Source organism: Candidatus Arsenophonus nilaparvatae (assembly GCF_045346035.1).
Taxonomy (GTDB): domain Bacteria; phylum Pseudomonadota; class Gammaproteobacteria; order Enterobacterales; family Enterobacteriaceae; genus Arsenophonus; species Arsenophonus nilaparvatae.
In genome coordinates this window covers 839,353-866,315 of the sequence record NZ_CP158507.1, presented here as the reverse complement: position 1 = coordinate 866,315, position 26,963 = coordinate 839,353, and the positions used below count along the sequence as shown (strand labels likewise).

At 36.6% G+C, this 26,963-nt stretch carries 31 protein-coding genes and 2 pseudogenes; 17 read left to right on the top strand and 16 right to left on the bottom strand.

Annotated elements, in window-relative coordinates; genetic code table 11:
- The first annotated feature begins 161 nt into the window (after positions 1-161).
- From nikA to WH390_RS04225, 8 genes are all read left to right on the top strand, one after another.
- The gene (gene nikA, locus WH390_RS04260; RefSeq protein ID WP_148305605.1) at positions 162-1,736 is read left to right on the top strand and encodes a nickel ABC transporter substrate-binding protein; all 1,575 of its coding nucleotides are present in this window, start codon (positions 162-164) and stop codon (positions 1,734-1,736) included.
- Positions 1,736-2,680: a nickel ABC transporter permease subunit NikB gene (gene nikB / locus WH390_RS04255; protein WP_032116505.1), complete on the top strand. Its 945-nt coding sequence runs from the start codon at positions 1,736-1,738 to the stop codon at positions 2,678-2,680. The genes nikA and nikB overlap by 1 nt, the downstream gene beginning before the upstream one ends.
- A complete protein-coding gene (gene nikC, locus WH390_RS04250) occupies positions 2,677-3,510 on the top strand; it encodes a nickel ABC transporter permease subunit NikC (protein ID WP_406850689.1) in 834 nt (277 codons plus the stop codon). Before nikB ends, nikC begins: the two co-directional genes overlap by 4 nt.
- Positions 3,510-4,274, top strand: coding sequence for a nickel import ATP-binding protein NikD (locus WH390_RS04245; protein ID WP_032116503.1), 765 nt, complete (start codon positions 3,510-3,512; stop codon positions 4,272-4,274). The genes nikC and WH390_RS04245 overlap by 1 nt, the downstream gene beginning before the upstream one ends.
- On the top strand, positions 4,271-5,062 hold the full coding sequence (nikE, locus tag WH390_RS04240; RefSeq protein WP_032116502.1) for a nickel import ATP-binding protein NikE: 792 nt from the start codon (positions 4,271-4,273) through the stop codon (positions 5,060-5,062). Before WH390_RS04245 ends, nikE begins: the two co-directional genes overlap by 4 nt.
- 200 nt (positions 5,063-5,262) lie before the next feature.
- Positions 5,263-5,946 (top strand): DUF421 domain-containing protein, encoded by a 684-nt coding sequence (locus WH390_RS04235; protein ID WP_032116501.1) that lies wholly within the window; start codon positions 5,263-5,265, stop codon positions 5,944-5,946.
- Between the two features lie 633 nt (positions 5,947-6,579).
- Positions 6,580-6,762: a hypothetical protein gene (locus tag WH390_RS04230; RefSeq protein WP_238565714.1), complete on the top strand. Its 183-nt coding sequence runs from the start codon at positions 6,580-6,582 to the stop codon at positions 6,760-6,762.
- A 264-nt stretch (positions 6,763-7,026) separates the two neighbouring features.
- On the top strand, positions 7,027-7,275 hold the full coding sequence (locus tag WH390_RS04225) for a hypothetical protein (protein ID WP_238565713.1): 249 nt from the start codon (positions 7,027-7,029) through the stop codon (positions 7,273-7,275).
- A 1,187-nt stretch (positions 7,276-8,462) separates the two neighbouring features.
- Here WH390_RS04225 and WH390_RS04220 read toward each other — a convergent pair.
- Entirely contained in the window at positions 8,463-8,693 is a 231-nt protein-coding gene (locus tag WH390_RS04220; protein WP_032116500.1) for a hypothetical protein, read from the bottom strand.
- Between the two features lie 138 nt (positions 8,694-8,831).
- Here WH390_RS04220 and WH390_RS04215 point away from each other — a divergent pair, with 138 nt between their 5' ends.
- From WH390_RS04215 to WH390_RS04200, 4 genes are all read left to right on the top strand, one after another.
- A complete protein-coding gene (locus WH390_RS04215) occupies positions 8,832-9,032 on the top strand; it encodes a type II toxin-antitoxin system RelE/ParE family toxin (protein WP_406850688.1) in 201 nt (66 codons plus the stop codon).
- Between the two features lie 54 nt (positions 9,033-9,086).
- Positions 9,087-10,245, top strand: a protein-coding gene (locus WH390_RS04210; RefSeq protein ID WP_395971238.1) for an IS3 family transposase whose coding sequence is annotated in 2 segments (ribosomal slippage) — positions 9,087-9,361 and positions 9,360-10,245 — 1,161 coding nt in all. Because the reading frame shifts where the segments join, the coding sequence is not laid out codon by codon here.
- Between the two features lie 50 nt (positions 10,246-10,295).
- The gene (locus WH390_RS04205) at positions 10,296-10,469 is read left to right on the top strand and encodes a hypothetical protein (RefSeq protein WP_238565711.1); all 174 of its coding nucleotides are present in this window, start codon (positions 10,296-10,298) and stop codon (positions 10,467-10,469) included.
- A 67-nt stretch (positions 10,470-10,536) separates the two neighbouring features.
- Positions 10,537-11,100, top strand: a complete 564-nt coding sequence (locus WH390_RS04200; protein WP_032116498.1) for a GNAT family N-acetyltransferase — start codon at positions 10,537-10,539, stop codon at positions 11,098-11,100.
- 57 nt (positions 11,101-11,157) lie between these two features.
- Here the strand turns inward: WH390_RS04200 and WH390_RS04195 are convergent, their stop codons facing one another.
- Complete coding sequence (locus tag WH390_RS04195) at positions 11,158-11,379, bottom strand: DUF465 domain-containing protein (RefSeq protein ID WP_032116497.1); 222 nt, start codon at positions 11,377-11,379, stop codon at positions 11,158-11,160.
- A 279-nt stretch (positions 11,380-11,658) separates the two neighbouring features.
- On the opposite strand from WH390_RS04195, the gene eco reads away from it, so the two are divergent.
- A complete protein-coding gene (gene eco / locus WH390_RS04190; protein ID WP_032116496.1) occupies positions 11,659-12,141 on the top strand; it encodes a serine protease inhibitor ecotin in 483 nt (160 codons plus the stop codon).
- Between the two features lie 61 nt (positions 12,142-12,202).
- Here eco and WH390_RS04185 read toward each other — a convergent pair whose 3' ends face one another.
- Entirely contained in the window at positions 12,203-12,649 is a 447-nt protein-coding gene (locus tag WH390_RS04185) for a universal stress protein (protein WP_032116495.1), read from the bottom strand.
- Between the two features lie 411 nt (positions 12,650-13,060).
- On the opposite strand from WH390_RS04185, the gene WH390_RS04180 reads away from it, so the two are divergent.
- Together WH390_RS04180 and galE are read left to right on the top strand one after the other, a co-directional pair.
- On the top strand, positions 13,061-13,987 hold the full coding sequence (locus WH390_RS04180) for a cation diffusion facilitator family transporter (protein ID WP_052044969.1): 927 nt from the start codon (positions 13,061-13,063) through the stop codon (positions 13,985-13,987).
- A gap of 256 nt (positions 13,988-14,243) precedes the next feature.
- Complete coding sequence (gene galE, locus WH390_RS04175) at positions 14,244-15,263, top strand: UDP-glucose 4-epimerase GalE (RefSeq protein ID WP_032116494.1); 1,020 nt, start codon at positions 14,244-14,246, stop codon at positions 15,261-15,263.
- Positions 15,264-15,510: 247 nt separating this feature from the next.
- Here galE and WH390_RS04170 read toward each other — a convergent pair whose 3' ends face one another.
- The 11 genes and pseudogenes from WH390_RS04170 to WH390_RS04120 form a co-directional block, all read right to left on the bottom strand.
- On the bottom strand, positions 15,511-16,290 hold the full coding sequence (locus tag WH390_RS04170; RefSeq protein ID WP_052044967.1) for a PipA/GogA/GtgA family type III secretion system effector: 780 nt from the start codon (positions 16,288-16,290) through the stop codon (positions 15,511-15,513).
- Between the two features lie 805 nt (positions 16,291-17,095).
- Positions 17,096-17,668 (bottom strand): S8 family serine peptidase, encoded by a 573-nt coding sequence (locus WH390_RS04165; RefSeq protein ID WP_238565715.1) that lies wholly within the window; start codon positions 17,666-17,668, stop codon positions 17,096-17,098.
- Positions 17,669-18,287: 619 nt separating this feature from the next.
- Positions 18,288-18,566 carry a hypothetical protein gene (locus WH390_RS04160; RefSeq protein WP_032116493.1) on the bottom strand — a complete coding sequence of 93 codons (279 nt, stop codon included), beginning with the start codon at positions 18,564-18,566 and terminating at the stop codon, positions 18,288-18,290.
- A 202-nt stretch (positions 18,567-18,768) separates the two neighbouring features.
- Positions 18,769-19,986 carry a type II secretion system protein GspD gene (locus tag WH390_RS04155; RefSeq protein ID WP_032116492.1) on the bottom strand — a complete coding sequence of 406 codons (1,218 nt, stop codon included), beginning with the start codon at positions 19,984-19,986 and terminating at the stop codon, positions 18,769-18,771.
- Positions 19,983-21,011, bottom strand: a pseudogene (locus WH390_RS04150) (zonular occludens toxin family protein). Before WH390_RS04150 ends, WH390_RS04155 begins: the two are co-directional and overlap by 4 nt.
- 3 nt (positions 21,012-21,014) lie before the next feature.
- Positions 21,015-21,302: a DUF2523 family protein gene (locus tag WH390_RS04145; RefSeq protein WP_032116491.1), complete on the bottom strand. Its 288-nt coding sequence runs from the start codon at positions 21,300-21,302 to the stop codon at positions 21,015-21,017.
- A 12-nt stretch (positions 21,303-21,314) separates the two neighbouring features.
- A complete protein-coding gene (locus WH390_RS04140) occupies positions 21,315-22,937 on the bottom strand; it encodes a hypothetical protein (RefSeq protein ID WP_406850543.1) in 1,623 nt (540 codons plus the stop codon).
- A complete protein-coding gene (locus WH390_RS04135; RefSeq protein WP_238565709.1) occupies positions 22,885-23,166 on the bottom strand; it encodes a major capsid protein in 282 nt (93 codons plus the stop codon). Before WH390_RS04135 ends, WH390_RS04140 begins: the two co-directional genes overlap by 53 nt.
- 2 nt (positions 23,167-23,168) lie before the next feature.
- Positions 23,169-23,393, bottom strand: coding sequence for a hypothetical protein (locus WH390_RS04130; protein WP_032116489.1), 225 nt, complete (start codon positions 23,391-23,393; stop codon positions 23,169-23,171).
- A 9-nt stretch (positions 23,394-23,402) separates the two neighbouring features.
- Complete coding sequence (locus WH390_RS04125) at positions 23,403-23,696, bottom strand: hypothetical protein (RefSeq protein WP_032116488.1); 294 nt, start codon at positions 23,694-23,696, stop codon at positions 23,403-23,405.
- 20 nt (positions 23,697-23,716) lie between these two features.
- Positions 23,717-24,951 (bottom strand): annotated as a pseudogene (locus WH390_RS04120) (phage/plasmid replication protein, II/X family).
- A 166-nt stretch (positions 24,952-25,117) separates the two neighbouring features.
- Here WH390_RS04120 and WH390_RS04115 point away from each other — a divergent pair.
- Positions 25,118-25,450 carry a helix-turn-helix domain-containing protein gene (locus tag WH390_RS04115; protein WP_032116486.1) on the top strand — a complete coding sequence of 111 codons (333 nt, stop codon included), beginning with the start codon at positions 25,118-25,120 and terminating at the stop codon, positions 25,448-25,450.
- Positions 25,451-25,556: 106 nt separating this feature from the next.
- Positions 25,557-25,790: a hypothetical protein gene (locus WH390_RS04110; protein ID WP_032114835.1), complete on the top strand. Its 234-nt coding sequence runs from the start codon at positions 25,557-25,559 to the stop codon at positions 25,788-25,790.
- An 895-nt stretch (positions 25,791-26,685) separates the two neighbouring features.
- Here the strand turns inward: WH390_RS04110 and WH390_RS04105 are convergent.
- Together WH390_RS04105 and WH390_RS04100 are read right to left on the bottom strand one after the other, a co-directional pair.
- Positions 26,686-26,820, bottom strand: a complete 135-nt coding sequence (locus WH390_RS04105) for a hypothetical protein (RefSeq protein ID WP_406850687.1) — start codon at positions 26,818-26,820, stop codon at positions 26,686-26,688.
- Positions 26,814-26,963, bottom strand: coding sequence for a hypothetical protein (locus WH390_RS04100; protein ID WP_406850686.1), 150 nt, complete (start codon positions 26,961-26,963; stop codon positions 26,814-26,816). Before WH390_RS04100 ends, WH390_RS04105 begins: the two co-directional genes overlap by 7 nt.

Below are 26,963 nucleotides of genomic sequence, written 5' to 3'. Positions count from 1 at the left end.
TTATACATACCATATATCATATTAAAAGTACTAACATCACTACCAATTCCAAGTTTTAACCACGCCGATTAGTCGCCCACTTTGATCCAGCTCAATCCAGAAGTATGATGAATTATTAAAATCTACATACCTCCATTAACGATTTACCCACTGAGGAAAAAATTTTGTCTATCGTACGCCGCACGTTAATTATCTTGCTTAGTTGTACTTCGCTATACATCTATGCGGCTTCCAATAAAGAATTAAATATTGCCTGGCCAGTTAATGTAGGACCACTTAATCCACACCTCTACACCCCAAACCAGATGTTTGCCCAAAGTATGATTTATGAGCCCTTGGTTAAATACCAAGCTAATGGGCAAGTAAAACCTTGGCTTGCAAAAAGTTGGCAGCATTCCTCAGATGGCAGAGTGTGGATTTTTACCTTACGCGATGACGTCAAGTTTTCTAACGGTGAACCTTTTAACGCGCAGGCAGTCGAAAAAAACTTTCGGGCTATTCTCAATAACCGCCAACGTCATGCTTGGCTAGAATTAACTAACCAGATAACCAATGTTAAAGCGTTAAATAACACTGAGTTACAAATTACGCTGAAAAGCGCTTATTACCCTTTCCTACAGGAGCTATCTTTACCTCGCCCTTTTCGTTTTATCGCACCTTCGCAGTTTAAAAAACATGAAACTATGGATGGTATCATAGCGCCAATTGGTACTGGACCATGGAAGTTACAGACATCAAAACTTAATCAATATGATATTCTGCTACGTAATGATCGATACTGGGGCAAAAAACCGGCGCTAGAAAAAATAACTATTAAAGTGATCCCCGATCCAACTAGCCGCGCCGTCGCATTTGAAGCTGGCGATATCGAATTACTATATGGTAATGAAGGGCTATTACCACCCGAAACTTTTGCACGATTTAGCCATAATCCAAAGTACCATACCCAGCTTTCTGCGCCGATTGAAACGGTGATGCTAGCTCTAAACTCCGCTCGAACACCAACTAAAGAGTTAGCGGTACGGGAAGCACTTAATCATGCTATTGATAAAAAAAAGCTGATCGCCAATACATTTTATTCTACCCAAAAAGTAGCCAATACCCTGTTTGCCCCATCGGTACCTTATGCGAATATCAAGCTCACGGCCAGAGAGTATGATCCGCAGAAAGCTAAAGCAATATTAGATAGTGCTGGCTGGATATTACCGGTAGGTAAAACAATCCGCGAAAAGGAAGGCAAACCGCTAACAGTTGAACTTGCTTTTATTGCAACCGACGCCCTCAATAAAACAATGGCTGAAGTTATTCAGGCTAACTTATGGCAAATTGGGGTAGATACAAGACTAATTGGCGAAGAAGAAAGCAGCTTTTATGCCCGTCAACGCGATGGCCGTTTTAGCATGATTTTTAATCGCACCTGGGGTGCGCCTTACGATCCACACGCTTTTATGAGCTCGATGCGGGTTCCTTCACATGCTGACTATCAAGCTCAATTAGGTTTGCCCGACAAAAAGATAATTGATAGTGAAATCACCCAGATCCTGACAACAACAGATGAACAACAGCGTAAAATGCTATATGCCGATGTACTGACTCGATTACATCATTCAGCTGTTTATCTACCAATTAGTTATATATCACTGATGTCCATTTCTCGTCCACAATTGGGTTATATTCCGTTTTCACCTATATCGACAGAAATTGCATTTGAGCAAATCAAGCCCGAGAAATCATAATGTTACGTTATATTTTACGGCGTATTTTACTACTAATACCGTTGCTATTAGCTGCTTCAGTTATTGTTTTTGTCCTACTGCGTTATGGCACCGGTGACCCAGCCATGGACTATTTGCGGCTGTCAAATCTGCCGCCTACGCCAGAAATGTTGGCATCAACACGAATAATGCTTGGTCTTGATCAACCGCTCACTGTGCAGTATGGAACATGGTTATGGCAAGCTCTGCATCTAGACTTTGGCACTTCATATGCAACGCAACGTCCTGTACTAAATGATCTTTTACAATTTATGCCAGCAACACTGCAACTCGCTGGATCAGCATTACTGATTATTTTATTTACCTCGATACCCTTGGGGATATGGGCGGCCCGTCATCGTAATCGTTTACCCGATTTTGTCGTACGTATTATCGCATTTTTAGGCGTTTCAATGCCAAATTTCTGGCTAGCCTTTCTATTAATCATGTTATTTTCAGTATGGCTAAAATGGCTACCTGCTTTTGGTTATGGTAGATGGCAACATATTATCTTGCCGGCATTTTCTATTGCTTTTATGTCACTAGCCATTAACGCCAGATTGCTACGTGCCAGTATGTTAGAAGTTGCAGGACAACGACATGTTAGCTGGGCAAGGTTACGGGGACTAAACAAGCAACAAACTGAAAGACGACATATTTTACGTAATGCATCATTGCCGATAGTAACCGCACTTGGAATGCACATTGGTGAGCTCATCGGTGGTACCCTGATTATTGAAAGCATATTTGCCTGGCCCGGTATAGGTCGCTATGCCGTATCGGCAATTTTTAATCGAGATTATCCGGTGATCCAATGTTTCACCTTAATGATGGTTGTAGTTTATGTGTTATGCAATCTGCTGGTTGATCTCCTTAACGCCATTCTTGACCCAAGGATCCAACGTCATGAAAGAGGAAATGCATGAATTTTTATCTTTCAACTCGTTGGTCTGTCCGCTTAGCGATCATCATTATTGTACTACTGGTTATAACAGCCCTTACCAGCCACTGGTGGCTACCTTACGATCCACAAGCGATCGAGTTAACACAGCGACTACTACCACCAAATCAGCAACATTGGCTTGGCACCGACCATTTAGGCCGCGATATTTTCTCTCGTTTATTAGCAGCTACGCGTGTTTCACTAGGCTCCGTCATACTCTGTCTTATTTTGATACTGTCATTAGGATTAATCATTGGTGGCAGCGCTGGGTTATTGGGTGGCAAAATAGATCAAATCCTGATGCGTACCACTGAGCTTTTTATGACGTTCCCTACTTCAATTTTATCATTTTTTATGGTCGGCGTTTTAGGAACAGGGCTAACAAACGTAATCATTGCTATCGCTTTATCACATTGGGCTTGGTATGCACGTATGGTGCGAAACATTGTTATTTCTCTGCGTCAACGTGAATTTATTCTAATAGCAAAGATGTATGGCTCCAGCAACAGCCGTTTATTCATTGATCACCTAGCCGGTGCAATTATTCCATCGTTATTGGTTTTGGCAAGCTTAGATCTTGGTCATATGATGTTACATGTGGCAGGCATGTCTTTTCTTGGACTGGGTGTTAGTGCGCCAACGGCTGAATGGGGAGTTAAGATCAATGATGCTCGCCAATATATCTGGACTCAACCTCTACAAATGTTGTGGCCGGGTTTAACCCTATTTCTAACGGTGATGGCTTTTAATCTACTTGGCGATGCCCTACGCGATCACCTCGATCCTTATCTGCTAGCGGAGCGTAACGGCTAATGTCACAGAAAATTGAGCTACAAAATATAACACTAAAAGCACAACGACTGCTGGTTCAAGATGTATCACTCACCATTAATAAAGGCAAAGTGTTAGCATTAGTCGGTAGCAGCGGTTGTGGCAAGTCATTAACATGCGCCGCCATGCTCGGAATATTACCTGCGGGCGTAAATCAGACCGCCGGAAGCTTACTACTAGATGGAGATATTACCTCCGCTCAACAATTACGTGGTAACCACATCGCAACCATCATGCAAAATCCACGCAGTGCTTTTAATCCGCTTAATACAATGGCTAGCCATATTCAAGAAACCTGCCGGGCACTTGGCAAACCTGTCGATATCGACAGGATTAACATAACATTACAGTCAGTTGGATTAGAAAATGCTAGCCATATACTTTCACTTTATCCTTTTGAAATGAGTGGAGGGATGTTACAGCGCCTGATGATAGCAATAGCGATACTCAGTGATGCACCATTTATCATTGCTGATGAACCAACGACTGATCTTGATACGGTTGCCCAAACACATATTCTTGATCTACTAGAAAACACTATCCAAACTCGAGCGGTTGGTATGTTATTAGTCACCCATGATATGGGAGTAGTAGCGCGTTTGGCTGATGACGTCGCTGTCATGCACGATGGTAAAATTGTCGAATATAGCAACGTTAACACCATCTTTAACACACCTAAACACCAAATTACGCATAATTTAGTAGCCGCGCATCTGGCATTATATGATCTGAGGTTCTCTGTATGACATTGCTTGATATTGATAGAGTCACTTTTGGCTATCCCGATCTACCCCTGCTTTTAAACCAAATAACGCTAACACTAAAGGCTGGAGAAACCGTTGCTTTATTGGGTCGCAGTGGTTGTGGAAAAAGTACGCTCGCACGTTTATTGGTGGGTCTTATCTCACCTAGTTGTGGCGAGATCCGCTGGTGCGGAACTTCTCTAACCAAGCTGAAAGGAAAAGCAATTAGCCAATTTCGTAAAGATGTTCAGATCGTATTTCAAGATCCGATAACTGCCGTTAACCCACGTAAAACCATAGACGAAATTATTCGTGAACCCATTCGTCACCTTTTATCGCTAACTAAAAAGGAACAGCATGCACGCATAACTAAAATGCTAAATGCTGTTGAATTGGATAGTTTTCTACTCAATCAACGTCCACCTCAACTAAGCGGTGGTCAGTTACAACGTGTATGCCTGGCACGCGCTATGGTTGTGGAGCCTAAATTGCTGATCCTTGATGAGGCAGTTTCTAATCTCGATCTGATACTCCAAGCTGAAATCATCCAATTACTTAAAAACCTTCAACAACAATTTCACACTGCCTGTTTATTCATTACACATGACTTACGGTTAGTTGAACGTCTCTGTCAACAGATTATGATAATGGAAAATGGTCAAATTGTTGAAACTTCGTTAGTAAAATCACCATTGTTCTTACATTCTAAGACCGGTCAGGCACTACAGAATACTGTTTTGCCAGCATTTCCTGTACGTAATGACAATTGCAGCGCAGAACTATTTTTCTAATTTAATCACATCCTGTCCAGATAAAGTTTGGCAAATCAGCGATGATTTGTTGAAGAACATTTTTTTATTTGCCAACTTTTATTATTTATTCCCCTTACTGATAAACAACAAGCTAATTTATTTAATAATAGACTTTGACAAAAATTAGCATATTTTTAAATAATAATATTTTACATTCAGTTAACCTTTAAGGGGGGAAGATGGCTTATTATGGATGGGTTCTTATCAAATTTATCATTGGATTTGTCATTGTTATTACCCATTTAAACCTTTCAGGAAAAACACAACTATCGCAAATGACGCCGATTGATTTTATAGGCAATTTTGTTCTAGGAGGCATAATTGGTGGGGTCATTTACACAGATTCTATTCCACTATATCAATATATTATTGTTTTACTTATCGGTGTTTCATTGGTTTCCTTATTGAATTTTATTAGCAAGCATATCCACTGTATTCGTTCTGTCACCATTGGTGACCCAATTCCAATTATTAAACACGGCAAATTTTTAATGGAAAATATTCTGCAAAACAAAAATAAAATAGATATTTTAAAAATCTCCTCACAGCTGAGATCAAAAGGAATACATTCTTTTCAAGAAGTTGTTTATGCGCAAATTGAACCAGATGGACAGATGACCGCTGTTTGCGAGGGAGCAAAAATGCCATCAGTGATCTTAATGAAAGATGGTGAAATAAGAAAAGCGGGCCTTATTGAAATTGAAAAAGATAAAGATTGGTTATTAAAAAAAATGAAAAAAATAAAAATCCAAGAAAAAAATGTATTTATTGCTGAATTTTGGCAAGGTAATTTACTCTTTATATTAAAAAATGGTGATATTAAAAAACTACCTGCTGACTTGCTTAAAAAAGATTTAGAATAATTTATTAACACTATAATAAGCAACCAGATTAAAATTTTAACTTTCTAATCAATATGTTGCAAAAATCCAATCACTCAGAGGCCGGCAAATATTTTTTAATTAATAGACTGATTAAAATCTTTCTGATTTACAATTTAGCTAGCTAAAAAATAGTTACAAAACACGTAGTTATTTTTAATATTTTCATTAATTACAATTTGTATCATAATTATAAAATTTAGATTTATCATAATCATGTTAATAAAAACAGCAAACAAAATTGAATGAAAAGTTTTGTTTCATCAAAATCTATAGTTAAAATAACCTAAGTAACAATAAATTTAATTATTTAACCTTGAAACAATATATATTGAAAGAAAAAATTATGTTGTTCTCTATTAGTTACAATTGATGAACTTATGCAAAAAACCTGATAAATTTAATTTAGTAAACCAGTAAATAAAAAATAGAATATAAGTTTTTAAATTATTTTTATTATACATGTATCATTCTCTCTGTTAAATATATCTAGCAAATAGATTTCACATCATTATTTATATTAAATATTTGCATATATAAAAAATTAAACAGCAATAGATATATTTATCTTAATAAGAGGATTTATTAAATAAATCCTTTTTAGTTATTTCTATTATGAATTTAACACCAGACAAATATGCACCAATTGGCGATCCGACCATTGGCTACCCGCAATTATGCATACGCACAAATCGCACAGCAGAACGAACAAATTTAGATGAAGTCATAAAAATATTAGACGCAGCGGCAAACAATACCCTATTGATGAAAAAGAAAAACGCGCCAAAGTGGTCATAGAAGCATTAGTGACAATTTTTAGTAGTGGAGATTTAGGCCACGCATGGATAATTATTTTTTAATAGTGATAAAAAAGGAGATTATACCAGCTACGCGTATCATGGAGATCTTGGATTTGTTAAGAACGCAGACTCAGAAGATATTAATGATAGCCCTGAACGTAAATTTTATATTCAGCGTTGCATACGCTTAACAAATCCAGACCATTGTCCTGATAAATTAGAGTAAACTATTATTGCCAGTTTAAATAGAAAAAGTTATCTAATGGCCAAATTAATGAGGATGGCGGTAAAAAATCCTGCTAATGGCGTCTATACCCCAATTAACAACTGTACCTGGTTTGCCGGATATTTATGGAATAGTATTACTAACGAACAACTAATCTATGAACAAGATTTTAATGGTGCAGTATATGCTGAAAAATGGGGGATTGATTATCTTGCGCTAATCTCAAAGATTGCTGATCCCGGCATGCTAGCCGAAAGTCTCAGTAAAATAAAACAAATAGATTAAAAAACAAACAGCGAAAATATGATTAAGCATATGGTTTGTTCTTATTGCCACCTTTAAGGTGGTATTTAGCTCTATCAAATTAATGTTTTGTCAAAAAAATGACCGATAGTGAAAAATTTATTTAGCAACTAAGTGTCAACAACATCCATCTTATTAATATCGTTTAAATACTACCACTCTTGCCTTGAAGCTATTATTGATAATATTTATCAATAGATTAATGCTATTTGATTGTCTATTTCTTTTATTAATTAACTAAATCCGTTGACACAGTTCACTCGATATAAATCTATAAGCTAATTATTCTTTCACCTTAGCACTGAAATATTATGCCCATAACCCGATGACAATACTGCAATTAATTTAGACATCACTTTTTCTTAAAACTAAAAAAAGCCAGCATTTAAGCTGGCCAACACCAGGGAAAACAACAAATTCGACAATAATTTATGTAATTATAATACAACACAAAATTATTAAAAATAATGAATATAAGCTTTAATGTTTAAATAATGACCATTTCATTAATTACTTTGATGTTAATCAAAATGTAATATGTAGTAATCCAAAAGTGAATAATAAATAATTTTATTTTAAATGATAAAAAACAACCAATTACATAGTACTGCTCTGGTTGAGATAAGGAATTCAGCCGAATGTTTATGCTAATTTGCAGATATAATCAGTATTGACTGTCGCGTTTAAATAAATATGCGAAATAAAAGACTATAGTGAACACTAGACAGTAACCATTATGTCAGCGCTACTTTGATTGGACTTAGCACAATGAAAAAATACTATCCGTCAGAAACTAAAAAGTATTGCCAAAATCAAGGAATATTTTAGATATATCGTTAAAGAACTAAACAAAAACTGCATTATGGGTTAAAGCACCCAAGTGGTGCTTTTATATCTATTTATAAGCAAAAGTAAACCTTGTTTTTTTACAAGCAAGGTTGTTTTTAGTATATTGAAAATTAGCCACACTAATAATTTTATAATATCTAAAGTGATTTTTTTGGCCAAAAGGTGTTCTAAACTATAAATTTTTAGACAGATAAAAATAATTTAAAAAAATAATATAGAATAGTTGAAATGGACGTGACTGAAAAATAGGTGTTAGAGTAGCCACTTGGTGGCTACTCAAATCGACATCTGAAAATTAAATTTCACTATTCGAATAGTATTTACCTAGCACGCTGTTTAATCGGGGTAAAAAACATATCCCATAGATAGTCAGCCATTCCCTGGTTCGTGAGTAAAGATTCTCTTCGAATGTCACTAAATCCAGACATTGACGCCTGGAAACCAAGAATTTGGCCATTATCAGTAACGGTAAAACTTTCATTGTAGCTATTTCTAGTTATTCCATCTTGGCTATAGAAGATATCCTTCTGTTCAAAAATTATAATTTGCATACGGTTTCCTACAGTTGAGCTTTAGATCCCTCAAAGTGGCAAAATACCGCCCCTTTTTATTATCAATAATATGATAACCAAAGTTGACAAACTAAGTGTTGTTAACTATAGTTAACAGCATCTAAGGGAGATAGTGCAATGATTGAAATCAGGCAAACCGAAGAAGTTAAAAGATGGCTAAAAGGATTAAAAGATAAAATAGCCAAAGCAAAAATTTTAACACGGATTGAACGGATGAAAGAAGGTAACTATGGGGATGTTGAACCGATAGGTGATGGATGTTCAGAATTAAAAATCCATCAAGGCAAAGGTTACAGGGTGTATTTTGTAGTGGTCTAATAAAACTGTAGAGATTTATAGCTTATAATTAAGCAAAATCTTATAGGTATAAACATGCCACGAAAAGTAAAAGTGACCTTTAGCGCAAAGCAAAAACTGGAATATGCAAAACTCATGGTTGAAGGTGGATATAGCAATATCCAAGTTGAAAAAATATCCGGTGCGGGTAAATCTGCCGTATCGCGCTGGAAGCAACAATATCTTGCCGAGTTGAATGGGAATACGCCTGTAAAATCAAAAGCGTTAACGCCCGAGCAACAGCGCATACAAGAATTAGAAGCAAAACTTAAGCGTGCTCAGAGGGATAATGACATATTAAAAAAGCCGCGGCTTACTTCATCCTCGACAATCAAAACTCAAAATCGTGAAGCAAATGAAAATTATGTACCCCAATTTTACGGTCACTGAGTTATGCCATCTTTTTGAAGTAAGCAGTAGTAGTTTTTATTATGAAACGAAAATACCGACAGTTGAAAATGAAAGGCTGTGTGGCGAAATCAAACGTATTTTTTATACATCGGGCCAAACTTATGGCAAAAGACGTATCCAAGCTGAGTTAAAGGGTTTAGGGTGCCAGATTGGCACTTATAAAATATCAAACATCATGAAATTAAATCAATTAGTTGCAATTAGACCAACGAAAAAGCATTACTATCCCTCATCGGGTAACGAACATCGATATGCCCCTAATTTGCTTAAACGACAATTTTCCCCTCAACAGCATAATCACTATTATGTCGGTGATATCACGTATATTAGATATCACTATGGGTGGAGCTATTTAGCTTGCGTGTTAGATTTAGCCACCAAAGAAGTTATTGGTTATGCCTTATCAACAAAACCGGATACGAAATTAGTGAAAGAAGCCTTAGATAACGCCATTGAACGGCAATTACCGGATACGACAAGTTTGATGTTCCATTCAGATCAAGGTTGCCAATATTCATCGGAGGAGTTTAGGGCGCACCTCTTTGAACGGAAAATAACTCAAAGCATGAGTCGGCGAGGTAATTGCCTCGATAATGCCGTGATGGAAAGATTTTTTAGGAGTTTAAAGACAGAAAAGCTTAACCATTTATCGTTTATGAATCATCAATCTGTTGTCTATGAAGTTGAAAATTACATTCAGTTTTATAATTATTATCGACGCCATTCAACAATTGGTTATTTAACGCCACATCAAAAATATCATGAACTAAAGAATGCCGCTTAGATCTTCTACAGAATTTGTTGACCATTACAGGTTTGGTTGATGGAGCATGCTTGGGAAATAACCTGGATATCCTGGAACATGGTGAATTGCGAGGGATCAGTCGAGTCAGCCATATGTCAATTAAGCGTGGTGGTATATTCATAGGCCAATCTGAGAAAATTGAGCATCAATCGGAAAAAGTAATAAAATTAGAAGCTATTGAAGAGATACCCAAAAGTAAATGAGCATTTTTGCTAACGTGATAGAATGCGGTGTTATATTGATAGTGAAATCTTTTTCAATTGGTAATGCATGGTTATTATCCTAAAGACTCCTCGTTTAATTTTAAGGGAATGGCGAGAAGCTGATCGGCTTCCTTTTTATCGTCTTAATAGTGATCCTGATGTTATGCGTTATTTCCCACACTTACTTTCAAAAAAACAAAGTGATACTTTCATTGAAAGTATTAGACAGAAATTTATCCAACAGCAAGGTTGGGGATTGTGGGCGGTAGAGTTGCGTGCACAGAAGCAATTTATTGGATTTGTCGGACTCAATATTCCCGCATATGATCTACCTTTTATGCCTTGTACTGAAATTGGCTGGCGATTAGCTAAGCCATTTTGGCGGCAAGGATTGGCTTATGAAGCTGCTCGTAGCGTATTAGATTTTGCTTTTTTGCAGCAAGAAATGCCGGAAATTGTCTCTTTTACCGCTAAAATTAATCGTCCCTCTGAAAATTTGATGAAAAAATTAACCATGGAAAAAGATGCGCATAATTTTTTACATCCGGCGTTACCATCGGCTCATCCCTTACAGGAACATATTCTTTATCGGCTCAATCAGCAGCAGTGGTTAAAAAATAGCACTAATTGACAGCTAAACTATTTCGTTAGAGTTAATTCGCCTGCTATTGCAGCAGGCGAGGTGGCGTTATTTAAGCCTAATTTGTTGGTGAATAATACGCTGCATTTCATCTTTTATATGAAGCTTTTCTTTTTTTAATTTGATGACGTTATCATTATAGCCTGCGCCATTTGGGCCTTCTAATTCAGTGATCTGTTTATCCAGTTGGTGGTGTTTTTCAAATAGTGATTGGAAGCGTGGATGAAAACGTTTTAGGTGAGAAAATAACTCATGATCGGACAATAACATATAACCTCCGGCAAAATTATTGAGGGTCAATTTAAGTATAACAATAATTAAAATTTAATAACAGCGAACACAATAATTTACATTGTTAAATGTTATATATAATCATTTGATTTTTAATAATATTTACAAATTAATTGGTTGTTTTACTCTTTACGATTTTTTACTTTTTGACACGACAGTTATACTAAAAAGATGTTTGAATTAGCTAAGCATAAAAATTATTGTTATCAGTTATAGTTAATATCACTTTTATCACTATTTATAAAGTAGGATGTGGCAATGAATAAATATACCTTTCCATTACTGGCGATGCTCCTAACGACATCTTATGCGATGGCAAATGATAATCTGTCCAAAATCGCACCATACCCGGCTGCAGCAAAAGGGATGCTCCGCTATGTTATTCAGCTAGACAAAAAACCGAATGAAAATAATTTTATGGTAGAACTGGTTATTGGTAAATCAATGCTGGTTGATTGTAACCAGCATTGGTTTGGCGGGGATTTTGAGAAAAAAGAACTTAAAGGTTGGGGCTATGACTTTTATGAATTAAAAAAAGTATCCGGTCCTGCAGCAACCTTAATGGCTTGCCCAGATAAAAAGCAATCCAAGAAGTTTGTTACCACTCATCTCGGGGAAGGCAATAATATCGTTCGCTATAATAGTAAATTACCGATAGTGGTATATGTTCCAAACGATATGGTAGTTAAATATCACGTGTGGTCAGCACCAGAAGAACTTAACAGTGCGAAGATTAAATAACGGTTTAATTTAACCAATAAGCCATCTCCTGTGAGATGGCTAGTTGTGTGCTTGGTTTATTTTAGCGAGCGACTAAAACAGTCATTTTTGCATGACGAACAATGCTAGCTGCGGTTGATCCTAGCAGGTAACTGGTAGAATTGGGGCTATGAGAACCAATAAGAATTAAATCGGCGTCAATATCTGATGCATAGCTTAAAATTTCCTCTTTTGTCGGGCCAATGCCTATTTTACAAGTAATTTGCCCTTTAGGAATGTTTACTTTCTTAATGATTTCCTTAAGTAGTTCGAGTGCAACTCGGCTGCGCTCTTCAGAATCTTGTTGGCTCTCTGGTAGCGCCGCAATTTCAATACCAAAAAATATTTCTAAATTGGGCAGCACAGATAGGAAGTGGATTTCTGGTTTGCTAGGTTGGTTAAATGAGACCAGTGTTTCAACATGCTTAATCACTTTTTGATTCAATTCATCTTCAACAATATCAATAGGAACTAAGATCTTATTATACATGATACCCTCGCATCATATTATTATCTAATTATATTGTAGCAATAGTAAAAAATGATGTCGTGATATTTTTATTTGCTCGTTATTTGGAATAATTAACTTAATATAAAAAATATTTAAAATAAGCGTGTTATTTTAATCAATTATCCTAATTGAAAATAAATATTATTTCTATTTCATTATAGATAGTGGTAGAAATAAATAAGTAAATAATTATCAATTGTATTTTATTAAAGTAAATGATTATGAAAATGAAAAATCAAGACAAATATAATTTTTTATGTCATATTATAGGAAGGTAAATTAATATTTGTTTTTGAATAAAATTAGCATTAATAATAACAATATTGTTTTTAAGGTTTACTATCATCTTTTCCTTATTTTACTAAAAATAATTAACTTCAGAATTTGATTATGACACAGACTAAACACCGCGAAGAAAAACACACACTTTTTGTTTCCGATGAGCAGCAAATAAAATTTAAAGCTGCCAAAAAGAGCACGATCATTAGTATCATTGTCAACTTTTTTCTCTCTTTATGGCAAATTATTATCGGCTTTTTGGCACATTCCCAAGGTTTGATTGCTGATGGTCTTCACTCATTATCAGATTTATTGGCAGATTTTGTGGTGTTGATTGCGAATAAACATAGTCATAAACAACCGGATGCCGATCACCCTTATGGCCATTTTCGCTATGAAAATGGAGCATCTTTAGTACTGGGAACAATTTTGTTAGTGGTTGGCGGGGGCATGATATGGAAAGCGATTGAAAAAATGCTAAATCCAGCTGAAATTCCCGATGTGCATATTATTGCTCTGGTTGCTGCGCTATTATCACTTATTATTAAAGAAGGTCTGTTTCGTTATATGCTTTTTGTGGCAAATAAGGTTAATTCAAGTATGTTAGTTGCTAATGCATGGCATGCACGTTCAGACGCAGCTTCATCTTTAGTAGTTGCCATTGGTATCATTGCTAGTTTATGTGGTTTTAAGATCTTTGATCCTATTGCGGCCTTAATTGTTGGTGTTCTAGTTATTAAAATGGGGTATAAGTTTACTTACCAAGCGTTTAACGATTTGATGGATAAGGGAGCTGATGAACAGACCCTAGCGACTATTCGTAAACAGCTGTTGGCAATGGACGGCGTGATTGATATTCATGATCTTAAGACCCGTAAATCTGGTGATTATTTACTAGTTGATGTTCATCTTGAGGTTAATGGCCTTTTAACGGTAGAACAAGGCCATCTAATTGCTGTTTCAGCACGAAAAAAATTACTTGAAAATCCCACTATCTTAAATGTCATGATCCATGTCGATCCGGTTGAAATGCAATAGCTCATTTCCTGATTGATAATAAATAACAATCCGATAAATATTATTTCCGCAACTAAGCTTATTAGTTTCATAATAATAAATATTATCGCTAATTTTCTTTATCAAAGATTATATTATTGAATGGCGTGATATATTAGTTAGCTAAAATATGATGTTTATCGATATATCATTGTTACATAGCATAATATTATGTTCATGGCTTATTTGCTCATCCAGGCAATATCCTAATTTAATTAAGGTTGGAAAAGAGGTTAATGTGGAAATATTAGTAACAGGTGGTATGGGCTATATTGGTAGTCACACATGCGTTCAGATGTTGGCAGCGGGTATGCAGCCTGTTATTTTAGATAATTTGTGTAATGCCAGTAGTGAAGTATTGGCGCGAATAGAAACATTAACGGGTTGTCGTCCGGTTTTTTATCATGGAGATGTACGTGATGAAAAATTATTAGACACTATTTTTTCCAACCATACTATTAAAGCCGTTATTCATTTTGCTGGCTTAAAAGCGGTTGGTGAATCAGTTACTAAGCCTCTTGAATATTATGATAATAATGTCAATGGCGCGCTGGTATTAGCGCGTAGTATGCATCGGGCTGGTATAAAAAATGTTATTTTTAGCTCTTCTGCCACCGTTTATGGTGATCCGGCAACGGTGCCTATCACCGAAGAGTTTCCGATTGGCAATACCACTAATCCATACGGTAGCAGTAAATTTATGGTAGAGCGCTGTTTATCGGATCTCCAGTATGCTGATAATAGTTGGTCGGTTACCCTGCTTCGTTATTTTAATCCGGTTGGGGCACATCCATCCGGCACGATGGGGGAAGATCCGCAAGGTATACCTAATAATTTGACGCCTTATATCACTCAGGTAGCCATTGGTCGGCAGCAGAAATTGATGATTTTTGGTGATGATTATCCTACCCCAGATGGCACAGGAGTGCGTGATTATATTCATGTCATGGATCTCGCTGATGGGCATATTGCGGCACTTAAATCAGTTGGTTTTAAGCCTGGTTTACACATTTATAATTTAGGCACAGGTAATGGGACAAGTGTATTAGAGATGCTGAAAGCATTTGAAGAAGCTTGTGGTAAAAAAATCGCCTATGAAATTAGTCCTCGCCGACCAGGTGATATTGCTGAATGTTGGTCAAGTTCTGCTAAAGCTGAACGTGATTTGGGATGGAAAGCCACTCGCTCAATTCAACAGATGGCTGCTGATGGATGGCGTTGGCAATGTCAGAATCCACAAGGTTATGGTAAAAAATAATAGCTAGATTGTGGTTTGATTTGTAATAGTAAACATCAATACCCAGCAGATCAGTTCCTCTCTTGAATAAAATTTATGATCAAGTGATAGGCAAAAATGCTGGGTTGCTGTTATTGAAAAGCTGAATGATAACAGTATATTTTGTCCGGTTTAGAACAGTTGATATCAATGTAGGGTATAGATATTGCAAAGCTTCAGGCTTGGACAAGTGAGGTATTTAGCTTGTATTAATGTTTTTTTATTCTACTTATTTTGGTGTGTATGTTAAAATTGGTAATTCAAATGTTTCTATTGTGAAAGGTGTATTTCCTTGGTTTATATCATGATAATTATCGTCTAATTCATATTTAAATCTTGCTGGTTGGTTATCACCCATTTCTTTAAGTATGATATTTGTATATTCGACAACAGGTCCTCTTTCATGTTCACCATCTTTATCGGGAAGCATTGTTAAAGCGTGCACGACTTCATGCATAAATGAACGAGCTAAACTAAAAGGGGTATGACTGCCGTTTTCTGTTTGGTAAGTATTATAAGAATCTGGCTCATCAATAGGATCCATATTTAATGAAATAATTTTTCTACCATTAGTCGCTGCTATCTGTTCGGATGTGATAGTCGTGCCAAAATCTTCATCTGCGGCTAATACCCAACCACCATCATGCAGAATATTGTCATAACCATAATTAAATAACCGTCTAAATGTCGGGCTCTTGTTGTAGGCAGATTCCATGATATGTGATAGAGCATGTTCGCATCTTATTTGTTGCTGCTGATTTATGGCTCTATCAGGATCATGTCTACCGGCACCAGATATGAACAAAGACTTTATTTTTGCAGATGCATGTAATCGGTCACTATTTGTTGCTAGTTTATCATGTTTAACTCTCATTGATGATGGGTTGGCAAATTGCATGGTTAAGTCGGGATATAGTTTCGCTAACATATCATCAGTGCTAGTTTTTTTAGCTGCATCATCTTTTAAGATAGTAGCTGGATAATGGGATACAGAAACAATTTTAGGCATAACCAATTTCCCCTTGGTATAATATCTGAAAATAATATATGTATTTTTTAATATTTTATTTTTAACTATAAATTAGTATGTAATTTAATTGTATTAAATTTTCATATGTAAAAATATAATAATTCATACATTTATTTTTAATTATTACAAAATAAATGTATAAATAATGTAATTTAATGCCATGAATATGTTGATTCAGTTTAATTAAAAAAAGGCTTGAAGGGGAAATGTATTATAGAATGAAAAAACTGGGTTTGTGATCTGGAAAGATAGCTCATAGAAAAGGGAAAACTAATAAGCTGTGTTATTCGGTAGAAAATAGTGTTGAAGTTATTCTTCAAAATGCTTTAAATTTATCTAGTTGAAGAAAGGTATCCTCTTAGTCTTGTTGATAAATATATTAAGGTGTGATAAATCACATCACTATAATTTATTTTTATAGTAATTTTAGGCACTTTATTAAGATTATTTAATATATTTTTAATGACGGCATTTTTATATTCACTCTAAGAAATAAAAAGATGCTGAAAACAATATTTTTAACTACAGTGATTTTTACTTGAACAAATATTTATGCTGATATTTTATTTATTGTTTTCAAAGTTAATCAGCCATCATTCTAATTATTTTCGTTGCGCTAAATTGACAGCTTAACTTAAATATTAATCAATAACTTTTAATTTTTTCACATTTAAACATGGATATCCTCCTTAAGGGAGGATATGCGCATGCTAAAAAATACTCTAGCCCCATAAGTTAGCCTGAAAGGTAAGTCATATTATATCTTAGCAAGTTATCCATTAGGTTATGCTTTTTGTTGTTGTAAACGTCGTTGTAATGTATTAATTGCATTACGAACATTTGGCAGCGGTCCAATATGGTTATTGATAAAACCAGGTCGTTGTGGTGTGCCGGTCTCTATCAACAGACTTCGCATTTCACGTGGTGTGAGAACCTGGCCAGTCTGTTGTTTATACCATGATTGAATGCCAATTGCTGCTGAAGCTACAATTGGGGTAGCGGCTGAGGTGCCATCAAAGTTACTAGCATAATTATTATTAGGACCACCATCGTATAAAGTACCAAAGCCGGTTGTTACGACACTATCACCCCAGGCCTGGACATGGATCATCGTTTTGCCATAAGTTGAAAATGAACGACATATTTGATTTTTAGAGCCAGCACCAACCCGAATAGCGCCGTTATCACCGCGATCGCGATATTGTGCATAATAATCATCATCCAGATTTTCACTGCCATTACCTGCCGCAGCAATAATAATAATACCGGCATCGGTGGCCGCTTTAGTGATATCCCAGACCGATTGGCAATAATCAGCAGGTACTTGAGTTGTATCATCATCTGGTTTGGATTGGATAGATAATTCGTAAATAAAAATATCACCCGCTCTTAAATGTTGTAATCCTCTTATGATCCCGCCTGCGGCATCATAAGGTTTAACAGAAATACCATTGTGCGAACCTTAATGGCATTTTACGGAATATTAATTTTATTGAGTAAATATTGTGCGAACCTTAATGGCATTTTACGGAATATTAATTTTATTGAGTTAGCATGAAATTAAACAATAAACAAAAGCAAATAAAAAAATCAATCTGTCGCTAAACGATTCGCTTGTCTTCGACCCTCAAACTGCTGAGTCGCTTTATTTATCGTAAAAAGATGGCTTGGCAGGAACGCTAACGCGGGGGTTCCTTGCTACCCGATAAGTCCCCCCCTGGCTTCGGCGGTTTTGCAGTCGGTTATCTTTGCGATTTCAATCTGCCGCCTTACATGTCCTGACGGACATTTTAAAACATAAAAAAAGCCCGCCATAAAAGTAGCGGGTTTCCCTGATATGGTGTGATGCGACTCAAAATCAGAAGTGGCGGTATTTACGATTAATTTTAGAAGTTATGACCTAATACCAAATCGATATTATCTCATCGAATAAAATACCCTAGGTGCATTTAACGCACCTAGACTAATCCGCTTTTTTATGTCTTACGAATGCGTTGTTGGCTATCATACAAAGCAAATAACACTAAACGAACATGAAATACCGTTAATAATCCCGTCAATGACGCTGGCTCAAATTTCATTCTGGCTTCTGTTATCGTCTGTCTCACCACTTTATACGCCACTGAACGCAACACTGAGATTTCTTTTTGTGGAATACCAAAAGCAAATAACAGTGCCGTTTCAAACTGCACTGGCGTTAATTCAGGAAAAAGATTGCGTAACTCTGGATATTGAGTAGGATCGAACACAGTCATATAGACCTCCTTATAAGGTTTATGTGATAGCTGTGTAGTCAGATATGGAGTCTGGCTATACAGCGCCAAAAAAATAACTTAACGCTTAACAAACAACATGTAATACAACAAAACCGGCGTTCTATTTTCTTACCGGCTACGTCGGTTTGCCTCTTCATGCAAGGCAGCGTTCCTCGCTAACGCTGTGGTACGCTGCCTGCCTTCATCGTTGAACCTTCTTCACCTGTAAAATCACTAAAATATCGGTTTTATTATTTTCTGTCGAAGCACTGGTAAACCAGCCCTTCGGCAAAAACGAAAATCCGGTATCCGCTTCGGTTACTTTATTTTCAGCCAAACCGCCTAACAAAATAATATCACCATCGGCAACGCTCACTTGCGTATTGACCTGGCGTTTAATCAACGTTGGACTGTTATTGACACCCGTTTCAGTTTTAGCAAAATTTGATAATTGCTGGTCAATGGTTAAATCAACACCCTGTTGCCGGATTTGCGGACGTACATTTAAAATTACCCCACTAGAGCGATATTCTATCGACTGGACAGGCTTATTATCAGCATAACTTACCTTACCTAATACAGGCACATCTGAGCCGACAGAAAATGATGCCTGCGCCCCATTCTTCACTCTTAATCTAGGTGAACTCACCACATGAAAACGGCTATCAGTACGGAACAATTCATATAACGCATCTAATGAACCTAAATTAAAGCGAACAAAATTATCAAATCCTGCCTCTTTACCGATACCAACATTAAATTTACCGGAAACCAATTTGGCAGCCAATGCCAAGCCTGACCCATTACGCTCAGCGGTTTGTACCTCAAAGACATAGGCAGAAACCACCACTTCATCCGTTACAGTATCGATTTTAGGTAACAATATTTTTAATCGGGCAATATCGGCTTTAGTACCATAATAAACCAGTACATCCCCTGTCCGGTTCAGAAAATCCGAAGCCGTCCCCGCCACGGCTTTTTCTGGTGCGATTTGCCCCACTGAAATACCACTACGAGACGAATTAAAATTACCATCAAACTGGCTGCGTAATAAATCCGATAAATACGATACTGAGCGATAACGGGGCTGATAAACATAGGTTTCCCTGATTACTGTGGGTGTTTTTGGCGTAAAAAAAACTAAATAATCAATCCCATTACGTTCATGAATGGCAATCTGTAAATTATTCAAATAACGCTTAATAAAAGCCCGTTCATCAATTTCTGGCGTAATACGAAAAGTCACTTTACGAGGGTCATTGATTAATTCTGGCGATAACATAAACGGACGTTCAAAAACCTGTCGATAAAGCACATTCAACGCTTGCGGTAAAGGCACGTTATCCAGTTCCATCATCACGCCTTTAGCCATTAACAAGGGACTTACCGTTAACAACACCCCTATCCATGCCCTTTTCATTTCATGCCTCCCGAATAGGTTGTGACAACCTCACCGTCAATGTTGCCCGTCATCCGCAAACCATAAAAACGAAACTGCGATAATGGCTCAAGTCGAATCTGCCCCTGCTGATTAAGTAACACCACCCACGCCTGACCACGCTGACTAATTTTGCCCGCAATACGCCATTAAGTGGATAAATTTTGTGGCGACGGATTTTGATGTGATTTTTGGGTAGTCACTGATTTATCAACTGATTCAGAGACAGGCCGATTTTTGGGCGTTATCCCGTTACCACCAAAAAATTGATAAAGAAAATAAACGGAGGCTATGACCAGCAACAACAGTCCTAATGTTAATAACCAGAATTTAGATTGATTAAAAATACTCTGGCGCTTATCCACCACCTGCTCTTGTCCTTGCCCCCCTTCATAAGAATGATAAAGTGGAAAAATCACCTTGTCATAACTGCACTGATAAGATGAAGTGCGATTATTTTTAAACAGTTTAATCCCTGAATAAACATCGACCCGATAGCGATGACGTAACCCTAACGCCACCAATTTGGTCATTTTATACGTCGTCTCAATCCGGTCTTTGATAAAACGCGGTAAATTAGCCACCGACTGATTTAATACCACTAAATCACAGGTAACACCTTCTATATTAACAAAATGACCATGTTCGGCAATAAATGAGCGATGTTGTTGCGGTATCTTGTCGTTTTCCCAAATTCGCCACGCTTCATCAATGCAAATTAAATCACCTGCCTGACAAAAGGTGTCTTCTGCGATACCCGTTTCTGTTTTAAATGGAAAAAAATCAGCCTTTTTAACCTGTTCATTATCAACGCAGATAATCTCACCTAATTGATATTCATCGGCTTTCTTTTTATCAAGACAATAAACCCTGATTTTTTCTGCTGAAATGCCGTAGATATTCGTCACAATCCGGCGACCTTTCATAAAAGCCGGAATAATAACGTTACAAACTACTTCGTAAGATTTACCGCTTCTTGGAATACCGACATAAGCTGAAATCGCCATACATCACCCTATCACCGGAATACGGCGCACAATAAAACGGGTCAGATAAGCCGAAATCACAATCTTCATCCCCGTTATCACGGCAAACAGATTCATAAAATACCAGACACTATCAGGCAGTTGACCAATCAACTCCGGCAAATTCGTTGACGTGGGTAGTAAAGCTAATAAAACGGGGACAAATTCAGTAACCACTAAAAACAGCGCCGAAAACACAATAAATTTAATGGCCAGCGTTCTAAAAACGAACCCTAATAAAAAATTAAATGCGGATACAATCAAGGCATACATCACTTAATCCCCTTAAGAAGACAATACAATCCGTAATCCCAGAAATGACCAGATAATCATTGAAAACAGGGTTAACAAACCACGAATGCTTTCAAACAAGGTACAATGAGCATCAATGACAAAATGCTGCTCAAACACCTCAAAAGTCGCTACTGGGCATGACGCTGCTCGTTCTGGTAAATTAAAATTTTTCAAAAAAGGAAAGAGATTCTGTAATGGCGATAATACCGATTCTGCGGTGGGTGAATCTAAATCCGGTTCATTATTATCGGGATGCGATAAATCGGTTCCCTGACCATTACCTTTTGAACCAGAAGATTGCCCAAAATTTGAAGAAGCACCCGAAGATGAACTGACACCCGATTGACTGGTTCCGGATGAAGACAATGAATGCGTGGCACTCTCGGTATTCACTAAACTTCCTGCAATACTCGAACCTGCATCAACGGAATGGGCTGTACTCCCTAAATTTATTGAACCACTCCCTGACGGTGAAGAAAGCGGTAAATCAGAATAAACAGGTAACGGATATCTAGCTAAATCCAAATCAGGATGAAGCGCTAAATAATTAAGATTATATTCCACCTTATCTTTAGCAGAAGCCGAATCTGAAATGGCATAATCGGGATTAGGTACAACACTAAATATTCCCGTATCAGGAAAATCAGGCGGATTATTCATATCAGAATAAGCACCACTACCCACCCAACCTAAAAATTTATCCTCTTTAAAAACGGGTTTACATCTGTCCGTCACAACAAACTCATCTGAAGAGCCAATCGAGCCATAAGTACCATACTGAGACGCACAAAAGGAATGGGCTAACGTCGTCTCATCGTTATTATTCGTTTTACCATAACCTTTACCTTCTGCTACTTCCCCTGTCGGTTTCCAAGATGTTGCATTACAAATATCGCTTTTATCAAAACAAATAAGCACATCACCCGTGGCTATATACTCACAACCGTCAACATAAATATAACGTTCACCTGAAATACTCCTAACGCCACTTTGAGAGCCGGATAAAGGCGGTTTCTTCTTACAAATTTCTTCCGGAGTGGATTTTTCAATTGCATCATCCGATTTAGATTTATCAAAATTATCATTCTCGCGAACTGAAACGGTATAAAATCCTGCGCCTTCTAATGTATCACCTAAACCACCAATAATTGTACCCACATAATCCACCCGAACATTATTAAAAATACCCACATCAGAAATCGAAGTGATTTTTTTAAATTTGCAAGAACGCGAAGGCATACAATAAACCACGCCGGCTTTTTTTACTTTCTCATCCTCAAACGCGCGTAATGCTATCGAACGTCTATCATGACCCTCATAATATTGACTATTTTCGTAAGCATAAAATGGATATTTATTAGACAGTGAATGATTAACAGCAATAGAACTTGCGCTTACTAAAACAGGATAAAAAACAGATAAAACGGCAAAATAGAAAAAATATATCAATCCAACCCTTGTATGACTGCCCAGGCACATAACAGCCCCCACAAAAAACACAGAAAATAAAATCCGATTGTCAGCATCGATATAAAGGGGCATTAATTTGCCCCTCTCCTTGTTACGCACCACGTACCATACGTAAAACCCACTTAACGCCTGCCATGCCTGCATAAACGGCAATCAGACCGCCTGCAACGGCTAAAATACCCGTCATGACAGAATTAAAATTAAGGGAGTTCGTTAATTGCGTGTAATCAATAGCCGTACCTGTCCCTGTTGCGGCTTCTGCAAATGACATTGCAGAACTAAAAGCACCGAATAAACCAATACCTACACTTAAATATAAAGTGCGTAGATTAAGTTTGTTAAAAAACTTATTTAAACCTAATTTAGTCAACATAATTAAACACCTTTAAACATATTAATTACTGCACCAAGACCTTTGGAAAATAACCAAAGTCCGATTACCGAGGTAAAAGGAATCCCCCAAAATTGTGCCGCGACTGAATAATCAATATTAAGGAGTTCCTGATATGGCAACTCTTTTATCGTCAATTCAATAGTTTGGCAGTCATTCGTGACTTTCGAACAAATCTCACCGACAATATTATTTTCCGGAGTAGCCATAGCGATCACCTATTCCACTAAATCGAGAAACATTTCAACGTTATGCCCCGTTAAGGGTTGCCCTGTCTGTTTATCGTGATATCTAAACGAACGTTCAAAACCGGAAATTCGGCAAACCAATTCATTCACTTCTGAATCAATCGCCCCCACACGCCGTTTAGAACGAATTTTTACAACCGGCGGTTTAGAATAAGGATCAGGTGCGGGTAAAATAACGGTGGTATAAACATGTCCATCATTAGACGTACTGATACGGGTCACTTTTCCACTAATCACTGTTTGATATAAGGGCAATGCAGCCATAATGGTTCACCTTTCTTGATTTAAGCGTTTGCAACTTGTTTAAATGGATAAATAGTATTCTGACGTTCAAAAACACTCACTGGCTCGACATACCAGTCAGGCCGTTGTTGAGAAAAATCGATATGGATAACTTTATAAAAGGGAATGACGTTAGATTTATCGCCGGTGAGATTTTGTAATTGTGATTTGCTGAGGCCAATATTCGTTAATAAAGTTAAATTATCATAAAATGTTCTTCTTGCCAGAGAATTAAAAACATTTAAATAACCTTCATTAACTAAACGACGATAAAAACCAAATATCCGTTGAGCTTTAGCATAGGAAATGTTGCCTTTTGGCGTGGTAGAATAATAATGAGATTTTAATCGTTCAAAAATATGTTCGTCATCATAAATATTCATTTCCATTCCCCTCAGTGCCGTCAACAAATCATCAAAACTTTTCATCCACAGATCGTAAATTAAATTAGCCCCACTACGTTCATATTGTTGTTGATAAAGGCAAAGCGCAGAAAAATTAATCGGAATCTGATTATCTTTTAAAAACGTTTTTTTAATCGCCCTTCTAATCTCAACAGGTTATTGGCAAAATCCGTCAAACGTTTATTATTTAAAATCGCAAACTGATTAAGCAACACCTCATCATTGGGATTAACCCGTAATTTTCTTTGTATTTCACCAAAACGTTTTGCCAGTTCAAGCGCTTTGTAATAAATACACAATTCCCTGTGTTTAGAACCACGATTAAAATAAACGGTGGATTCATGATCGTTTGATTTCGTGGCTTTGGTTTGTCCATGACTGATATTCTTAAAATAAGCAATCACCTGCTTACAAATACTTTCCGTTGGTAATCTTACTGATAACGTTGTATGAAGCTCAGAAACTTCGCTATTCTCGACATCTAACAAATTAAAAAGATGTGGCATGGAAACCGCTAAATTAGTCATTAACTCCAAGCCACATAATGCAATATTGGTTGAACCAAATACATTATGCCCCTGTAAGAGCTTGGCGGGTGAAGCCTTAAGATTGACACGCGGGAAAATCAAATGAGTTCCCTGATAAATTTTCATGCCCAAACTGGCAAAATGCGTTGGTAACGATTCAAAAGGATGCGCTAATCCCTGAACAGATAAATCCCCTTTTATTTCAAATTCCACATCACGAGCAGACAACCGAACCCCACTTAATTTAGCAATCTGCATAAAATCGATAGAGCCTCCTCCATGCTCCCTATCACGAGATGTTCTCATCACATACTCATCTTTAAATGGAATCTGAAGCTCAAGAAGATCAATCATAATAACCACTCTATGAATACTAATAGTGATTATATATAGTCAACTATCTTTAAATAGTCAACTTACTATTCATAAATAAGTTATTATTTCTATAAATGACTCACAAGAGAGAATTTTTATGGCTATAGGTGATAATATACGAACAAGGAGAGAAGCTTTAGGAATGACTAGAGAAGAGTTAGCCGAAAAAACACAAATATCATTCTCTCAATTATCAAAGATAGAAAGAAATGAACAAAAAAATCCAACTATTCAATCAATTATCGCAATCAGCACCGCTTTAAATTGTTCAGTTGATGAGCTTATCTATAATAAAAAATCAACTGACACTAATTATTTAATAAAAGTAATAAATAACTTGCCATTAGAAGATCAAGAAGTAATCAAAAAAATAAGTAAAGGTATGAGTCTGATAAATCAAGCTGAAGAAATGTTAAATAAAAATCAATAAACATAATAAAATATGTAAAATAATGCGGATTCCGCACAAGAGTACATAATTAAAGAGTCATGTACTCTTGATTATGTAACATTTAATTAACAAATGGCTAATGTAAATGGAAAAGAAAAAAATAATAAAACAACTAAAAGAACTAGAAATTGAATTTAGAAAAAATAACCCTGACGTTATCGGTTATACCCTGTTTAATACAGTTAATCGCCGCTTTGTGACAATGAGAGAAAATGAGTTTGGAATGCTTATTTATACGGATAATCTTGAAGTAGCCTATTTTGAAGATACAAAACTTCCCGCATTGACACGAGTTTCGCACGGACATATAAAATTCTAGAAATGGCGTCAAAACAATGATTAACCTGTAACTTACTAAGAGGTATAAATTTACTTAAATTACAATAAGTTGTTTTTAATTTATGAGATTTTTTCTATTTATATATTATGCTGAATTAGACGTAAAAATAGAGCGTTTTTTTATTGGTGCGAAACTCGTGATTGATAAGTAGAGAATTGTTACCAGAACCTGATAAATTCGATATTGCGGTTGTTCCACTAATCAAAAACCCCCTATTTGGACTTAGCGTCAAGTCAGGCTACCTAGATCGACATAACCGCAGGTTCGCACAATAGCGTTATGTATAAATGGCCGCCGTCTGCGAGGAGATATTTTCGCAGACGGCTATTCAACATAACGGCATTGTACATTGTGCGAACCTTAATGGCATTTTACGGAATATTAATTTTATTGAGTAAATATTGTGCGAACCTTAATGGCATTTTACGGAATATTAATTTTATTGAGTTAGCATGAAATTAAACAATAAACAAAAGCAAATAAAAAAATCAATCTGTCGCTAAACGATTCGCTTGTCTTCGACCCTCAAACTGCTGAGTCGCTTTATTTATCGTAAAAAGATGGCTTGGCAGGAACGCTAACGCGGGGGTTCCTTGCTACCCGATAAGTCCCCCCCTGGCTTCGGCGGTTTTGCAGTCGGTTATCTTTGCGATTTCAATCTGCCGCCTTACATGTCCTGACGGACATTTTAAAACATAAAAAAAGCCCGCCATAAAAGTAGCGGGTTTCCCTGATATGGTGTGATGCGACTCAAAATCAGAAGTGGCGGTATTTACGATTAATTTTAGAAGTTATGACCTAATACCAAATCGATATTATCTCATCGAATAAAATACCCTAGGTGCATTTAACGCACCTAGACTAATCCGCTTTTTTATGTCTTACGAATGCGTTGTTGGCTATCATACAAAGCAAATAACACTAAACGAACATGAAATACCGTTAATAATCCCGTCAATGACGCTGGCTCAAATTTCATTCTGGCTTCTGTTATCGTCTGTCTCACCACTTTATACGCCACTGAACGCAACACTGAGATTTCTTTTGTGGAATACCAAAAGCAAATAACAGTGCCGTTTCAAACTGCACTGGCGTTAATTCAGGAAAAAGATTGCGTAACTCTGGATATTGAGTAGGATCGAACACAGTCAT

Coding starts and splice junctions, on each gene's coding strand:
- nikB (WP_032116505.1), top strand. CDS start 1,736: ATGTTACGTTATATTTTACGGCGTATTTTACTACTAATACCGTTGCTA.
- nikC (WP_406850689.1), top strand. CDS start 2,677: ATGAATTTTTATCTTTCAACTCGTTGGTCTGTCCGCTTAGCGATCATC.
- WH390_RS04245 (WP_032116503.1), top strand. CDS start 3,510: ATGTCACAGAAAATTGAGCTACAAAATATAACACTAAAAGCACAACGA.
- nikE (WP_032116502.1), top strand. CDS start 4,271: ATGACATTGCTTGATATTGATAGAGTCACTTTTGGCTATCCCGATCTA.
- WH390_RS04235 (WP_032116501.1), top strand. CDS start 5,263: ATGGCTTATTATGGATGGGTTCTTATCAAATTTATCATTGGATTTGTC.
- WH390_RS04230 (WP_238565714.1), top strand. CDS start 6,580: ATGAATTTAACACCAGACAAATATGCACCAATTGGCGATCCGACCATT.
- WH390_RS04225 (WP_238565713.1), top strand. CDS start 7,027: ATGGCCAAATTAATGAGGATGGCGGTAAAAAATCCTGCTAATGGCGTC.
- WH390_RS04220 (WP_032116500.1), bottom strand. CDS start 8,693: ATGCAAATTATAATTTTTGAACAGAAGGATATCTTCTATAGCCAAGAT.
- WH390_RS04215 (WP_406850688.1), top strand. CDS start 8,832: ATGATTGAAATCAGGCAAACCGAAGAAGTTAAAAGATGGCTAAAAGGA.
- WH390_RS04200 (WP_032116498.1), top strand. CDS start 10,537: ATGGTTATTATCCTAAAGACTCCTCGTTTAATTTTAAGGGAATGGCGA.
- WH390_RS04195 (WP_032116497.1), bottom strand. CDS start 11,379: ATGTTATTGTCCGATCATGAGTTATTTTCTCACCTAAAACGTTTTCAT.
- eco (WP_032116496.1), top strand. CDS start 11,659: ATGAATAAATATACCTTTCCATTACTGGCGATGCTCCTAACGACATCT.
- WH390_RS04185 (WP_032116495.1), bottom strand. CDS start 12,649: ATGTATAATAAGATCTTAGTTCCTATTGATATTGTTGAAGATGAATTG.
- WH390_RS04180 (WP_052044969.1), top strand. CDS start 13,061: ATGACACAGACTAAACACCGCGAAGAAAAACACACACTTTTTGTTTCC.
- WH390_RS04170 (WP_052044967.1), bottom strand. CDS start 16,290: ATGCCTAAAATTGTTTCTGTATCCCATTATCCAGCTACTATCTTAAAA.
- WH390_RS04160 (WP_032116493.1), bottom strand. CDS start 18,566: ATGACTGTGTTCGATCCTACTCAATATCCAGAGTTACGCAATCTTTTT.
- WH390_RS04155 (WP_032116492.1), bottom strand. CDS start 19,986: ATGAAAAGGGCATGGATAGGGGTGTTGTTAACGGTAAGTCCCTTGTTA.
- WH390_RS04145 (WP_032116491.1), bottom strand. CDS start 21,302: ATGTATGCCTTGATTGTATCCGCATTTAATTTTTTATTAGGGTTCGTT.
- WH390_RS04140 (WP_406850543.1), bottom strand. CDS start 22,937: ATGCAGGCATGGCAGGCGTTAAGTGGGTTTTACGTATGGTACGTGGTG.
- WH390_RS04135 (WP_238565709.1), bottom strand. CDS start 23,166: ATGTTGACTAAATTAGGTTTAAATAAGTTTTTTAACAAACTTAATCTA.
- WH390_RS04130 (WP_032116489.1), bottom strand. CDS start 23,393: ATGGCTACTCCGGAAAATAATATTGTCGGTGAGATTTGTTCGAAAGTC.
- WH390_RS04125 (WP_032116488.1), bottom strand. CDS start 23,696: ATGGCTGCATTGCCCTTATATCAAACAGTGATTAGTGGAAAAGTGACC.
- WH390_RS04115 (WP_032116486.1), top strand. CDS start 25,118: ATGGCTATAGGTGATAATATACGAACAAGGAGAGAAGCTTTAGGAATG.
- WH390_RS04110 (WP_032114835.1), top strand. CDS start 25,557: ATGGAAAAGAAAAAAATAATAAAACAACTAAAAGAACTAGAAATTGAA.
- WH390_RS04100 (WP_406850686.1), bottom strand. CDS start 26,963: ATGACTGTGTTCGATCCTACTCAATATCCAGAGTTACGCAATCTTTTT.